The organism is Megasphaera jansseni (assembly GCF_047974155.1).
In the GTDB taxonomy this organism is placed as follows: Bacteria; Bacillota; Negativicutes; order Veillonellales; family Megasphaeraceae; genus Megasphaera.
The window spans coordinates 1-14126 of the sequence record NZ_JBHYRR010000046.1 but is presented as its reverse complement, the minus strand read 5'-3'; the positions used below and the strand labels follow the sequence as shown (position 1 = coordinate 14126).

The following is a 14126-nucleotide window of genomic DNA, read 5'->3' as shown; positions in this document are numbered from 1 at the left end:
AACTTAAAAGCTCTGTGAGCTGGTGAAGACTATACACAGACTTATAAGGGTATAATCCCCGCAAGGGGACTGAAACTTAAAAGCTCTGTGAGCTGGTGAAGACTATACACAGACTTATAAGGGTATAATCCCCGCAAGGGGACTGAAACTTTGATATAATCAAGTGCAATCTGTTTCTTGATATCTTCTGGCAATCTTATAAGGGTATAATCCCCGCAAGGGGACTGAAACCTCAAATCCTTCTTTGAAGAAAGATTTTACTCCTTGTTCTTTCCTTATAAGGGTATAATCCCCGCAAGGGGACTGAAACATGCATATTCATTTCATTGATCAACTGATCAATAGTAGACTTATAAGGGTATAATCCCCGCAAGGGGACTGAAACCTTGTGTATGCCCCCCAATCTTTATCTCTAATGGCCCTTATAAGGGTATAATCCCCGCAAGGGGACTGAAACTGGATGTTCTTCACCTTTGTAGCCATAACTCCAAAGGCGAAGCTGACAACTTATAAGGGTATAATCCCCGCAAGGGGACTGAAACTTCAGAAAAGCATAGATATTTTTTAAAATTCTTAGATCTTATAAGGGTATAATCCCCGCAAGGGGACTGAAACCATTTTTCTTACTGCCGAAGAACTTGATTATAGGTCTTATAAGGGTATAATCCCCGCAAGGGGACTGAAACTTTGTCCATATTCTTCAGAGTTACAGCTTGTTTAAGACCAACCTTATAAGGGTATAATCCCCGCAAGGGGACTGAAACTCATTTGATTAAAATTAAGAGAAATTTCGGACATATCTTATAAGGGTATAATCCCCGCAAGGGGACTGAAACCATCTACACGGTCGCAATACTCCGTTGCCTCGGGGTCACCTTATAAGGGTATAATCCCCGCAAGGGGACTGAACGCAAGGAAACCCACTTCAGATAGAGAGGGGAGATAAACATAAAAATAACCGCCAACAGTGTAGGACACCGTTGGCGGTTATTTTTTATTACCATTATTCAATTCAATCACATCCAATAGAGCCAAGGTTTTTCAAAAATGGAATCGTAGCCATAGACCATAGTATCACCTCCTCAATCGTGGAAAATCCGATAGGCCGACGTGGCCCCGGCGACAAACATACTTGCACTTTCAGCAGCTGCTGTGGTGACCGCGGAAATGGCGGCAGGAATGAAAAAAGGCATACGAAAAACCTCCTTAAAAAAAGCAAAAATATCGTAAAAAATAAAATTAGTAAATATCAATATCGACGTAAACATCAATGTCCATGAATCTCACCTCCTTATAGATACAGACAGCGATTAATCATCACTAAGAATTTCTTCGATAAGTACGCCAAGTGCAATTTCAATCAGGGACATATCATTCACTTCCTTTCACAGAATCCATAGGGTTGAGTGCTTCTTACAGGACATAGTATACCGTAATTAGATTGCCTTCATTTGCCGAAAAAAGTAGGAAGGACATAAAAACGATAAAAGATAGGTTGTATTTTATTTTTTGAAGGATTTGAAAGAATTTTGTCGAATGTTACAATCATATAGAAGATTTTTTTCGCAAAAAACTTAGGGTTCAGATATTCTTAATTTTGTAAGGAGTGGTAGCTGTGGATACGAGTGCCATGGTAAAAATTTTAGACATCTCTTATGATAAAGCCCTGAATGGCGTAGCGGGCATGAAGGGCGCCGCTGATTTAGCCGCTGATTATATGGCCCATGGCGGAGATTTAGAAGCACAAGTCGATGCTTTGATCAAGAATCAGATTATTAAGTGCGGAACTTCTGGCTTTTTGACTAGCTTAGGTGGTTTTATTACCCTGCCGGTTGCTTTACCGGCCAATGTGGCCAGCGTGATTTATATGCAGATGCAGATGATTGCTGCTATTGCCCGTATGGGCGGTTATGATTTGCATGATGACCGCGTTAAAACCTTGGTCATTGCCTGCTTGTGTGGTAATGAAGTGAAAGAAATCTTGAAGCAGGCTGGCATCCAAATCGGTAAAAAGCTGACGGAAAGAGCTGTTCAGAAAATATCTTCGGCACTTATTGTCCGCATCAACCGAGCAGTCGGTTTCCGCCTGCTCACCAAATTCGGGACGAAAGGGGCCATCAACCTGAGTAAAGCCATTCCTGTTATTGGTGGACTTATCGGAGGTGGCGTAGATGCCTATTCTACGAAAGTCATTGGCAATAAAGCTAAGGAATTGTTTATCTTGGGACAAAATGAATCACCTGTAGTAACCATTGATGCTACGGTGGAATAGATTATTTTTCTTTAGTGACAACGACAGAAAATGTCTATGCTATTTGTTATACTAACGACAGACGAGGAGGTGGGTTCTGTTGGAATACTTGACTTTACCCCAGCCGTTGCCGGTATGGGTGCCAGTGTACGATGTCAAACTTGAGTTTCAAATCGGTAAGTTAGGAGATAAACTGGATGCCCTGCCATTGCTGATTCTCTTTATGATCGATGACCGTAAGTCGCTAGAGGATATCGTCATGGTTACCCAATTGGGAGCGGCTATTATTCAGAAAGAAATCCAGCGGATGCAGAAATCTGGCTTATTACAATTTGATGGGCAACTTGTGCCAAGTGAACCGGGAAAACGGATTTTACAGATTTATCGGATAGCAGACAGCCTTTCTCGAGGACAACAGCCTTTTTATGTCGATGGCCTCAGCCGGAAACTGCATGTTCATCGTTCATCAGATGGCCTCAGAGATCTGCTTCCTGAGGAGAGGAGTTTTGCCTGCATTAAAGGAACAGACATTCCAACAGGTCGTTCTAAATTTCTTTTTGGTAATACACATAAAGTGGTTCAAAATTTGTTAAAGAAAAAGGGCAGTCAGCTTGATAGCGATGAGTTTAATTACCTAACTTATGTAGGGAAGAAACGATATTTGCAGCGGCATATCTTGAAATTGCCAGTCTTTAGTCCTGATGATGTAACAGAAAAATCTGGTAGTGTCCAGGATGCGGTACAATGTGAATTTCCTTATCATCTCTATGTCCTCCATTTAGAGGAGAAAACCTATACTTTTTATGTGGATCCGGTTACCCAAAAACTCAGGACCAAAAAGGTAGCCGTACCGTCCTTTTCATCGAAAAAAGGAATCCTCCGTTTTACGAATGCCTTATCGCCGCAGCGGGAATTAGATATGGTGCGGGAAGCTATCCAGGAAATTGATTTACAGGGGAATCAGGAAATTCTTTGGGAGAATTTGAAACAGTATCCGTCTATGATTCGCGGATATGCTGATGGCGGGGAACTTTTTGAAGGTGATGACGATGAAGCTTAAAGACCATTATTCACTATGTATAGATAACTTGAAGACTTTGACGGCTGATTTGTCGTATCCAGCTAGTACAACGCCTGATTTGCCTACGATACAAGAAGTACAGCATGACTTTAAAGAAAGTTTGGATTGCATTCAAGCATTTGGTGATTATCTGATAGAACGAAATCGCACAAAAGCTTTGAAGAAGCAGATTCATACGGCCCAAAGAGCCTTGGACGTTTGGAATGAAGAGACGGAAAAGCAAGTGCAAGACCGGCTAAATACGGCAGAACAGCGGTTTCAATGTTTTCTCGCAGAGGAAAAAAAGAAATTTGAGCAGGAACTGCAGCAATCTGTACTCGAAGCTTCAGATCAGGCTGAAACGATGAGCGATGATAACCGTAAGGCTCATTTTCAGCATCAAGAGGTGAAAAAAGTATTAGAGATGTACAGAACATATCTGTCGGATTTAGATAAGCAGCTGGTTTTCTTGAAGAAAGATGCGGCTGCTGATGTACGGAATCTGTATTTTCAGCGATTAGCAGATGATTATGAAAAGAAAGCAAGTAAAATTCAGAAGTACTTAACGAAGTGGAGGTAATCGACATGGCAGGTATTGATATTTCTAAATTAAAAGATGCGCAATTTGATGATGAAGAACCGAAGAAAACTTCTTCCGATATGCCCCTTCCGGCAGTTCCGGTTGGTTCTCCTGCGCCTATTACGCATCGACAATCGCAAGGGAGTACTCTAGCCTGTGCTAATTCTCTTGGGCTTGCAGCAAATGTGGGCCAGTATGGTCTCTCTCTAGCTAAAAAATCTTTCAAGCCGATGATGATTATGAGCATTGCTACTGATGTATTGGATCTTTGTCAGACAATAGCGCAAGTTCATCAGAATGTCAGAGCTGAAGAAGAAGCGACAAAGCGGTATAAAATCCAGGCTGATGCTTTTGTGAGTACCCAAAAAGAAATAACGGCCAGGATGCATGATGCTGAAGAAACAAAGAGGATGCAAATTTCAAAAGACCATGATGAGAATTTGCTCTCTATTACTAAGGAAATAGAAGATATGAAACGTTCTTATCAAGATAAGGACAAAGAAAGAGATTTTCGAAGAGGCCAGATGGAACGTGATTATCAGCTGATTTCTCAAGCGCTTGATTATCTTTTAGGAAGGTGTCAATCATTACAAAATGAATATATTGAATCACATTGTAAAGATGAAGGAATATTAGAACAATTAGATAAGACGGAAGAGAAGATTGTGTCTATCATCACGCTAATCACTCATTTAGACTATAGTAAGGGGGAATAAGCTGTGCCAATACCTTTTTTTGCTGCAGTTGGTGCTCTTGCTGCAGTTGGTATTCTTGCTGCGGTTGCTTTTAACTCTCTTTCAGACGAAGAACGGAAACGGCAAAACAAGCTGGATGAAAACTATAGAGAATATCAGTCTGAGGCTGTTAAAAAGAACAAGGAAGCTCATGAACGGTACTATCGAGAATTACACTCTATGGAACACACTTCGGCAGAAAAACTGTACGCTATGCGTGAAAGGCTTATTCGGGAAAAGAAGCAGTCCAATCAGCATGCTTACAATACTGTCGTAGAATGTCTGAAGCAGCAAGAAGAGGATGCCAACCAGAAAATGGCATATTGCAAAGAGCTGATGGCCCAGTTGAAACAACATACGAGCCAACAGCAGTATACGCCGATGCGCCAACAGTCCGTAAAGAGTGCCAGGAAGACATTAATAGAATTTATGCAAGAAGAAAGAGCCTATATGGGCTATCTGCAAAAATACAGAGGCCAATTAGAACGGACCTTTGAACGGACCGGTGAGCTGATTCCTCCTTTTTCGATGCGCCTGCCAGAGAAAGTGCCTTATACTAATCAGGTTATTGTTATCGATAAAAGTGACTTGAATGGGGATATCTTTGATATTTGCGTTGATAGTGGGGCTCATATATACTATAAGGCTGTTTGTGATGATCCGGAAAATACGGCGTTGTTTCCTGGAGCAGATTCTTTATACTGTCTGGTGACGAATAATGAGAAAGGGGCGTATGGCAGCGTTAAACACCTCTCCTGTGCCAAAGGGATGTTCATCCAGCAAGCGGTGCGTCAACCTACGGTCGGAATAGATGCCGTTGTTTCTAAAATTGAACAACAAGAAGAAAAGCATCGGATTACGTATTATTTGACCTATCAAGGCGTTACGTTGCGGTTATTTCCCAAGGATTGTATAGAAAGACGGTATCCCGTCATTGGGGAGCATCGTCGAATCTATGTCAAGTATTGGGATTATAAAATGGGTGTAGCACAAGTCACGGAGCAATATGAAGACAGTCTAAAAATCGAAAATTTTTCTACCATTCCATTGATTATCCATAAGAATCAATCGAGTAAATTTATTGCACAAGTTGAAAAGCTTGGTTTGGATGAGTCCATGGATGACTGGTATGTTGGCCCCTATGATTCTCAATGGGATTGGCTGAAACTGCAGTTAGGTAATAAGGCGGCATTTCAAGTTCATGTAGCTTTACCAAGTTCTGAGGAAGATACTTGCTATTTTGAATTTTGTGATTTTTTGCCCAAAGAGGATATGTTTCGGTTCAACGATGTATTTGTGGCCTTTGATGCTAAATTAGATGCCAGGCCTTATCAAAAAAAGAACATCAAAGCCTATACAGAGAACACAAAAGCTTTGCTTATTTACTTAGAAAAACAGTTTGCAGAGCAAAATAAAATCAAAAACAGTCAGGCCAACATCCTTTACTTCAACCAATGGAGCGAAGTGATGAAACGCCTGATTGATATAAAAACATATGGGCATCTTTCCTGCAAAGATGTCCAGATTTTAGAAATAGAAGAAAATGGAAAGACCTTGCTGATTTTCCCGGAAGATAGGGGGAAAGTCCAGAATTTTTTGAGTAGACTTTCTAAAAAGCATTTTTCTTCGGGAAATCTCTTAGTGCAGCTGCATAATGGCCGAAGTCTTGCAGGAACTTTAGATATGAATGGGGAAGAATTGTTTTTACAGACCCGGATTACTTTGGAAGAAGCGGCTGCGGCTGCTTATACTGTGGATTTATATGAAGGAACGATTCCTTATCCGGAATTACAGCAACAGCAAGCTCTAGAAGCTTTTCGTTTAGGACAGATGACCAATGCCAGACTGAAAGGAATTATTTTTGATTTGCCTCATTTAACGTTTTCGGACAGCCAGCGACGCATCGAGAAGGTGTATAATCCATCTGTACTTCATAATGAAAGTCAGCTCGATGCCCTGACCAGGGCAACAGCTGTCGAGGATTTCTTTCTCATACAAGGGCCTCCAGGTTCAGGGAAGACGACACTGATTAAAGAAATGATTTATCAGCAGCTGGCAGTGGATCCGAAGTCTAGAATCTTGATTGTTTCACAGGCCAATGTAGCTGTTGACAATGTCCTGCGCGGATTGACGAATCAAAATGCTTTGCAGCCTGAACAAATCGTGCGCTGTGGTAATTTGGATACGATTTCATCGGATTTACAGGAATATTATTTTGAAAAACGCCTGGAGCAGTATGAAAAACGTGTCACGCAGGAAGATTGTCCGGAAGCATTGCTCCCTTATCGGAAACGATGGATCCAATTATTATCGGAAAAGGACAATAAAGTACAGATTAGTGAATATTTATTAAATAATTTTTCTGTTATCGGCGCAACCTGTGTGGGTTTGGCCAAGAAAAAAATAGGGTTGAACCGTATTGACTTTGATTTGGTCATTGTAGATGAAGCTGGCAAGGCTTTACCGGGAGAATTGCTGATTCCTATCAATCATGCAAAAAAAATCATCATTATTGGCGATCATAAGCAGCTGCCTCCTGTTGTGGATCCCATTCTTTTTAATGGAGGTGTCCAATTAAACGATATCATTGACGAAGATACGATTAATGAATTCTTTTCAACTAGCTTTTTCCAGTACCTGTTTGAGCAGTGTCCAGCGGATAATAAGTGCATGTTGACGATGCAGTTTAGGATGCCTACCGTCATTGGCAATTTGGTGAGCCAGCTGTTTTATGACGGAAAACTGGAGTCAGCTCCAAGTTGCTCTCATAAACAACCCTTGCTCTTTTCTCATCATATGATTTTCTTGAATATGGATGGTGATGCAGCCTATAGAGAAAAAAAGGACAGCCCGCAAAGTAGTCCTTATAACGAACGGGAGGTCATCGTTGTTTCTCATCTGGTTAAGCGGATTCGTGAGAGATATAACGGCCGTTTGGTTGTTATTACCCCATATAAGCGGCAAAAGTCGAAGTTAAAGCAAGCATTGAAGGCAGAGAAAAATGTTATTATCAATACCATTGATGCTTTTCAAGGCGATGAAGCGGATATAGTGATTTACTGTATGACCCGCTCTCAGCATAAAACGGCTTATTTTTCAGATAATGCCCGGTTGAATGTAGCTATGTCCCGCACCAAGAACACGCTGATTTTTGTTGGCTCCATGAGCTATTTGTATAACTACGGGGAAACGCATAATTTGGGAAAGATTGCCAGTTACATAGAACAAAACGGAATTGTGTTGACTTATGCGGAAATCATGAATCCCAATCGGGATTGGCAATGGAATTTGCCAGCAGATGCCCCGCTGAGGGAAGAACCTCATGAAGTATGTAAGGGAACGAGTGAAGATATTGCCGTATCAGGGCTGGATAAGTTTTTGCCACAGAAAAAATCTGAGGAAATATCAGATACGGCAGAATGTCGCATTTGCCATAAAGTCTATGCTAAGGAGGAGTTAGAAGAAGGTATTTGTCCAGATTGTTTGTATGATGGAGAAGTCTATGAATGTAAAAAGTGCAGAAAGCCTATGCTTTATACAAACAAACGTCGGTATATTGAGAAGTTGCCACGCGAAGAATACTGTGAAGACTGTAAAATTGTTAAAGAGTATCCTTGCCAAGGGTGTGGCGAAATGATTCGTATTACCAATAAACAATTCCACGAGTATAAATTACCTAAATATTGTTATCAGTGTCATACTACCATTGTTCAAACGGTGCGTTGCAAGGGGTGTGGAAAGGAAATATCCCTTACGCGGGAAATGGTAGATCAAATTGCGAAAGGAGAGCGAAGGATGCCAGAATTTTGTCATGATTGCAACCAGCTTGTCATCGTAGGACGATGTGAGGTTTGCGGCAAAGAGATAAAAGTCAAACGAGGGAAAATAAATTCTCGAATGAATTATAACCTTTGTTATGAATGTAGCCATAAAGTTTATAGGAGGGAGATTTGCGAGAATTGCTTTAATCCCTTTGATATTACTTATGGGGAAAAAGCTTATTTTGAATCTAAAGGGTTTGACTTACCGAAACGATGCAAAGACTGTCGCCGTAAACGTAAGGCAAATAATATAATACGATGAAATGGAGTAAGGAGGTCAGGTACGATGGAACTCATGAATTTGAATCATCCCGCTTCACATAAGCGTGCTTTTTGTAAACACTGGTACGACCCGATGAACCAGGCTATCCGTCCGAAGGCGCCGATTGTCGGTTTTTGGGAGTATGATCCGCTGGCTGAGAATCAGTGCCTGGTGCGGAACATGAAGACCCAGGGCGTTCAGTCGTGTAATCAGTTTGTCTGCAAGATTTGAGGAGGCGTGATGAGGTAAAAGATGGGGACGGCTGTGGCTCAAGGCGTTGCCTGGCTGATTAAATGGTTCATTTTACGGCCTTTATTTTATATTTTGGTACAGGTTTTATGGCCTTTTATGTTACGGTCTTGGCGTCAATTTTTTGGCTGTCTATGAGACGGGATGGAACAGCGGCAATTGGCTTACGCGAGGACTGCTGATTTTTATTACCCTTAGCTTTTTAGGGCTGCTCGTCGGTATTTTTGCCCCCAAGAAGGAGCCCCAGGAAAATCGGCATCGTGTCCGCTGTGTGATTGTCAATATGGTGTTATATGTGCTGGTTCTTTATATCATTGCCCGGTGGTATGGGTTGGCCCAGCCCCTTACGATGACGATTACGATTTGAGGAGAAGGATGTGATTGTTTGAAAGAAGATAAGGTTTCGCGGGTACTGGCGCTGTATTCGCAGCTGCTGGCTGGCCAGACGATTCAGAAGCCGGCAGCGGCCCAACAGTATGGTGTGAATGAGCGCAGTATCCAGCGGGATATTGAGGATATCCGGGCATTTTGCCGCAATGGTATGGCACTAAGAGATGGGATGCCTTGTGATATTGTCTATGATTATGTGGAAAAGGGCTACCGCATGGAGGGCGGCCAGGTCCAGAAGTTGTCGAACAGTGAGATCTTGGCGCTATGCAAAATCTTACTTGACAGCCGGGCTTTCGTCAAGACGGAAATGGAAGAAATGCTGCGCAAGGTGATTTCCTGCTGTGTGCCGGCGTCGAATCAGGCCATGGTGACCCGCCTGGTCAATAACGAGGCCTTCCACTACGTCGAACCGCGGCACCGGACGAGTTTCCTCGACACTATGTGGCACCTTGGCGAGGCCATTCAGCAGCACCGCTATGTCGATGTGGCTTATGGCCGGCTGAAGGACCGGAAAATCGTCCAGCGGCGGCTGAAGCCCTTGGCTCTGCTCTTTTCGGAATACTATTTTTATCTCATCGCCTTCATCGACGACAAGGATATCGAAAAGATTTATGAAAGTGCCCGGGACATTACGCCGACGATTTACCGCCTGGACCGGATCAAGACCTTGGATGTCGAAAAAGCGACGTTCCACATTCCTTATAATCGGCGTTTCCAGGAAGGCGAGTTCCGCAAGCGCGTCCAGTTCATGTACGGCGGACGGCTGCAGCGCGTCACCTTCACCTATACGGGCTATGATATCGACGCCATCTTGGACCGCCTGCCGACGGCGAAGATACTGAGTGAAGATAACGGGACGTACCAGCTGGAAGCGGAAGTCTACGGGAAAGGCATCGAAATGTGGCTGCGGAGCCAGGGAAAATATGTCAAAGACGTCAAGATAGTTGAATTGTAACCTGTAAAGGGACTGCCGCACGAAGGATTCTACCATCGTGCGAAGTCCCTTTTTCTTTATAGTTTGTAGAAGCGAACTTTAAATTTAAAGCCATTCGCTAACCCTTTACGGATGGCCTCATTATACGGTACAATAAGGTATGACACAAACGGTGATTTGACATGTATGTCATGACGAAATGGGTGATAGCTTATGGATAGTATCAAATGCCAGGCCTTGCTCCTGGCGATTCAGTACGGGAGTCTGACGGCAGCCGGCAAGGAACTCGGTTATACGCAGTCGGGCATAACCCGCATGATACGCTCGTTGGAAAAGGAAATCGGTTTTCCTTTGCTCGTGCGTAACAAGCAGGGGGTCCGCCCCTCGGCTAATGGCCAGCAGATGGTTCCGGTCTTTCAGGATGTCGTCCGGGCTTCGCAGAAGGTCGTCGATTTGGGGGCGGCAATCCAAGGTGTCCTGGCCGGTGTCCTCAATATCGGCAGTTATTATAGTGTGGCCGCGGCGTGGCTGCCCAAAATCCTGAGCCGCTTCCAGGCGCAGTATCCCAAGGTGGAAATCCATTTGTTGGAAGGGACCAATCAGGAACTGGCCCAGTGGCTCAATGAGAAGGCCGTCGACTGCTGTCTGTCGGCCAAGCCAGGACCGGAGGTGGCCTATGACTGGATCCCGTTGAAAGACGATGAGCTCGTCGTCTGGCTGCCGCCGGATCATCCCTGGGCGGCAGATGAGGAGATTCCCATAGAACGGCTGAATGGCGCGCCTTTCATTATCCCCCTGCCGGATCACGATACGGATATCGACCGTTTCCTGGCAACTCAGCAGGTGAAGCCGGATATCCGCTTCACGACGACCGACCCGTATACGGCGTATTGCATGGTCGAAGAAGGTTTGGGAATCAGCCTCAACAACCGCTTGACGACGGAAAAATGGGCAGGCCGCGTAGTCCTTCGGCCTATGGCTCCGGCCCAGCATATTTCCTTGGGGATTGCTGTCCCGGATATCCAGGAATTGTCACCGGCGGCGGGCAAGTTCATCGCCCAGGTCTGGCAGACCGTCAACGGCGCTCCGGCTTGAGCGATTCTTAGAAGTTGGATGGCCGAAAGACTATAAAATTTGGATATTCTATGGTATAATTCATTGTTATGTGACCTGATAAAATACTTTGATACTGGAGGTATAGGAATGGCTACAGTTCAGGAAAAGATTGACCAGCTCCATGAAAAGCTCGCGAAAATCGAGATGGGCGGCGGTCAGAAGCGAATTGATTCGCAACATAAAAAAGGCAAGATGACAGCCCGCGAACGGCTGGCTAAGTTATTTGATGAAGGCAGCTTCACCGAAATGGGACAGTTCATCCATCATCGCTGCATGAATTTCAACATGCAGGAAAAGGAAATTCCCGGTGACGGCGTCGTTACCGGGTACGGCACGGTCCGCGGCCGCCTGGTCTTTGCCTATGCCGAAGATTTTACCGTCGAAGGCGGTTCGCTCGGCGAAATGCACGCCCATAAGATCGCTCAGATGCAGGAAATGGCTCTGAAGATGGGGGCTCCTGTCATCGGCATCAATGATTCCGGTGGTGCCCGTATCCAGGAAGGCGTCGATGCCCTGTCCGGCTTTGGCCGCATTTTCATGAACAATACGGCGGCTTCCGGCGTCATCCCGCAGATCGCCGTCATCATGGGGCCCTGCGCCGGCGGTGCCGTATACAGCCCGGCTCTGATGGATTTCGTTTTCATGGTCAAGAATACGTCGGACATGTTCCTTACGGGCCCGGCCGTCATCAAGTCGGTTACGGCCGAAGAAGTGACGGCTGAAGAATTGGGCGGCGCCATGACGCACAGCTCCATTTCCGGCGTGGCTCACTTTGCCTGCGAAAATGAAGACGACTGCATCGAAAAAATCAAGGCCCTCCTTGACTTCCTGCCCAGCAACAATATGGAAGAAGCGCCGGTCGTCGAATCCGATGATGATCCGAACCGCGAAGACGAAAGCCTCAATTCGGTCATTCCCGACGACAGCAGCATGCCTTACGATATGCTCGACGTCATCAAATCCTGCGTCGACGATGGCAACGTGTTCCAGGTCCTGGAAAACTACGCCTTGAATATCATTACCTGCTTCGCCCGCTTTGACGGTCAGACCGTCGGCATCATCGCCAATCAGCCGAAGTTCCTGGCTGGCTGCCTGGACATCAACGCGTCCGATAAGGCCGCCCGTTTCATTCGCTTCTGCGACAGCTTCAACATCCCTGTCGTCACCTTTGTCGATGTACCGGGGTTCCTGCCGGGGACGACACAGGAATATGGCGGTATCATCCGCCACGGCGCCAAGATGCTCTATGCCTACTGCGAAGCGACGGTACCCAAGATCACGGTCGTTACCCGTAAAGCTTACGGCGGGGCTTATATTGCCATGTGCTGCCGCCAGCTCGGTGCCGATGTGGTCATGGCCTGGCCGTCGGCGGAAATCGCCGTCATGGGTCCGGATGGCGCAGCCAATATCATCTTCAAACACGATCCGGAAAAAGAAAAGAAAAAGCAAGAATATATCAATGAATTTTCGACGCCTTATAAAGCAGCCGAACACGGTCAGATCGACTGCGTCATCGAACCGAAGGAAACGCGTCCGCGCATTATCAGTGCCCTGGCTATGCTTTACAGCAAGCGGGAAGAACGGCCGTCGAAGAAACACGGCAACATGCCGTTATAAGGAGGCTGCCGTATGATAGAAATTCAATTTGCCGTCATCGTCCTGCTGATCGCCATGACCCTGATCTTGAGCCGGTACTATAATACCCGCTTCCGTGCCTTGGAAGATAAGATGAAGGATGTCGCCGATTTCCAGCAGAGCGTCAAGGAACTGGCCGAAGCCGTCCAGGATTTGAAGGACGCTGTCAAATCTGAAAAAATGGTCCCGGCGGAAGCGGAAACCATAGAAAAACAGGAACTGACGCACCCCGTCGTCCCTGTCGGCCAGCGCCAGCCCGCTGTCGTCGCCGCCCGGCCGATGGCCGTCGTGAAAGAAACGGCTCCGGAAGCGGCTCAGGATGGCATGGACGATGAAGTCGTCGCCGTCATCATGGCCGCTGTCGCCGCCTATGGCTATCCGCCGTCGGCTATCTGTTCTATCCGTCCGCAGAAGCGCGGTTATAAACGCCATCGGGAAAACTGGGCTATGGCAGCCCGCCTGGGTGGTATGAGTCGTTAGTACAGTGAATATTTAAATCCAGGAGGATCACATATATGAAAAAATTCAAGGTTACCGTCAATGGAAAAGCATATGAAGTAGAAGTCGAAGAAATGGGCGGTGCTCCGGTTGCCGCACCGGCTCCGCAGGCCGCTGCTCCGGCAGCTCCGGCAGCTCCCGCACCGACGCCGGCAGCTGCTCCGGCTGCAACGCCGGCTCCGGCTGTAGGCGGCCCGATCCCGGAAGGCGCCATCACCGTCAAGGCTCCCATGCCGGGCAAGATTTCGGCCCTCAAAGCCGAAGCCGGTCAAGCTGTCAAACGGGGCGACATCATCCTCGTCTTAGAAGCCATGAAGATGCAGAACGACATCACAGCGACTGCTGACGGTACGCTCCACGAAATCCGCGTCAACCCCGGCGATAACGTAAAGACCGGCGACGTATTGGCTGTTATTGTAAAATAGTGGCTCGTTGTTCGTGGCACGTGGCTCGTAGGGGACGCCCAAAGGGCGTCCCGCAGTTCGCAGGCCGCAAAAAAAGGGGCTAGCCACTAACAATTTAAAAGGGGCTGTCGCACGAAGGTTTTTGCCATCATGCGAGGCCCCTTCAACTTAAAAGTTTTTCGTTCGTAGTTC

11 protein-coding genes and 1 CRISPR repeat array are annotated in these 14126 nt (G+C 45.9%); all 11 genes read left to right on the top strand.

Features of this window, described 5'->3' with window-relative positions; genetic code table 11:
• Positions 1-40 precede the first annotated feature (40 nt).
• Positions 41-911: direct repeats of the CRISPR family, unit length 36 nt; unit sequence CTTATAAGGGTATAATCCCCGCAAGGGGACTGAAAC.
• Between the two features lie 719 nt (positions 912-1630).
• The 11 genes from ACE418_RS12940 (at position 1631) to ACE418_RS12890 (ending at position 13955) form a co-directional block, all read left to right on the top strand.
• On the top strand, positions 1631-2272 hold the full coding sequence (locus tag ACE418_RS12940) for an EcsC family protein (RefSeq protein WP_416450994.1): 642 nt from the start codon (positions 1631-1633) through the stop codon (positions 2270-2272).
• A 79-nt stretch (positions 2273-2351) separates the two neighbouring features.
• The gene (locus ACE418_RS12935) at positions 2352-3311 is read left to right on the top strand and encodes a hypothetical protein (protein ID WP_416450993.1); all 960 of its coding nucleotides are present in this window, start codon (positions 2352-2354) and stop codon (positions 3309-3311) included.
• The gene (locus tag ACE418_RS12930; RefSeq protein WP_416450992.1) at positions 3301-3891 is read left to right on the top strand and encodes a hypothetical protein; all 591 of its coding nucleotides are present in this window, start codon (positions 3301-3303) and stop codon (positions 3889-3891) included. Before ACE418_RS12935 ends, ACE418_RS12930 begins: the two co-directional genes overlap by 11 nt.
• Positions 3892-3896: 5 nt before the next feature.
• Positions 3897-4607, top strand: coding sequence for a hypothetical protein (locus ACE418_RS12925; RefSeq protein ID WP_416450991.1), 711 nt, complete (start codon positions 3897-3899; stop codon positions 4605-4607).
• 3 nt (positions 4608-4610) lie between these two features.
• The gene (locus ACE418_RS12920; RefSeq protein ID WP_416450990.1) at positions 4611-8708 is read left to right on the top strand and encodes an AAA domain-containing protein; all 4098 of its coding nucleotides are present in this window, start codon (positions 4611-4613) and stop codon (positions 8706-8708) included.
• Positions 8709-8732: 24 nt separating this feature from the next.
• The gene (locus tag ACE418_RS12915) at positions 8733-8939 is read left to right on the top strand and encodes a hypothetical protein (RefSeq protein WP_416450989.1); all 207 of its coding nucleotides are present in this window, start codon (positions 8733-8735) and stop codon (positions 8937-8939) included.
• A gap of 403 nt (positions 8940-9342) precedes the next feature.
• The gene (locus ACE418_RS12910; protein WP_416450988.1) at positions 9343-10302 is read left to right on the top strand and encodes a helix-turn-helix transcriptional regulator; all 960 of its coding nucleotides are present in this window, start codon (positions 9343-9345) and stop codon (positions 10300-10302) included.
• A gap of 192 nt (positions 10303-10494) precedes the next feature.
• Positions 10495-11376: a LysR family transcriptional regulator gene (locus ACE418_RS12905; RefSeq protein WP_416450987.1), complete on the top strand. Its 882-nt coding sequence runs from the start codon at positions 10495-10497 to the stop codon at positions 11374-11376.
• 108 nt (positions 11377-11484) lie between these two features.
• Positions 11485-13014: a methylmalonyl-CoA decarboxylase subunit alpha gene (gene mmdA / locus ACE418_RS12900; RefSeq protein ID WP_416450986.1), complete on the top strand. Its 1530-nt coding sequence runs from the start codon at positions 11485-11487 to the stop codon at positions 13012-13014.
• Between the two features lie 12 nt (positions 13015-13026).
• Positions 13027-13512 carry a hypothetical protein gene (locus ACE418_RS12895; protein WP_416450985.1) on the top strand — a complete coding sequence of 162 codons (486 nt, stop codon included), beginning with the start codon at positions 13027-13029 and terminating at the stop codon, positions 13510-13512.
• A gap of 35 nt (positions 13513-13547) precedes the next feature.
• Positions 13548-13955: a biotin/lipoyl-containing protein gene (locus tag ACE418_RS12890; protein ID WP_416450984.1), complete on the top strand. Its 408-nt coding sequence runs from the start codon at positions 13548-13550 to the stop codon at positions 13953-13955.
• Positions 13956-14126 lie beyond the last annotated feature (171 nt).

Excerpts from the sequence above, each read along its gene's own strand:
- ACE418_RS12940 (WP_416450994.1), top strand. The coding sequence starts at position 1,631 with ATGGTAAAAATTTTAGACATCTCTTATGATAAAGCCCTGAATGGCGTA.
- ACE418_RS12930 (WP_416450992.1), top strand. The coding sequence starts at position 3,301 with ATGAAGCTTAAAGACCATTATTCACTATGTATAGATAACTTGAAGACT.
- ACE418_RS12925 (WP_416450991.1), top strand. The coding sequence starts at position 3,897 with ATGGCAGGTATTGATATTTCTAAATTAAAAGATGCGCAATTTGATGAT.
- ACE418_RS12915 (WP_416450989.1), top strand. The coding sequence starts at position 8,733 with ATGGAACTCATGAATTTGAATCATCCCGCTTCACATAAGCGTGCTTTT.
- ACE418_RS12905 (WP_416450987.1), top strand. The coding sequence starts at position 10,495 with ATGGATAGTATCAAATGCCAGGCCTTGCTCCTGGCGATTCAGTACGGG.
- mmdA (WP_416450986.1), top strand. The coding sequence starts at position 11,485 with ATGGCTACAGTTCAGGAAAAGATTGACCAGCTCCATGAAAAGCTCGCG.
- ACE418_RS12895 (WP_416450985.1), top strand. The coding sequence starts at position 13,027 with ATGATAGAAATTCAATTTGCCGTCATCGTCCTGCTGATCGCCATGACC.
- ACE418_RS12890 (WP_416450984.1), top strand. The coding sequence starts at position 13,548 with ATGAAAAAATTCAAGGTTACCGTCAATGGAAAAGCATATGAAGTAGAA.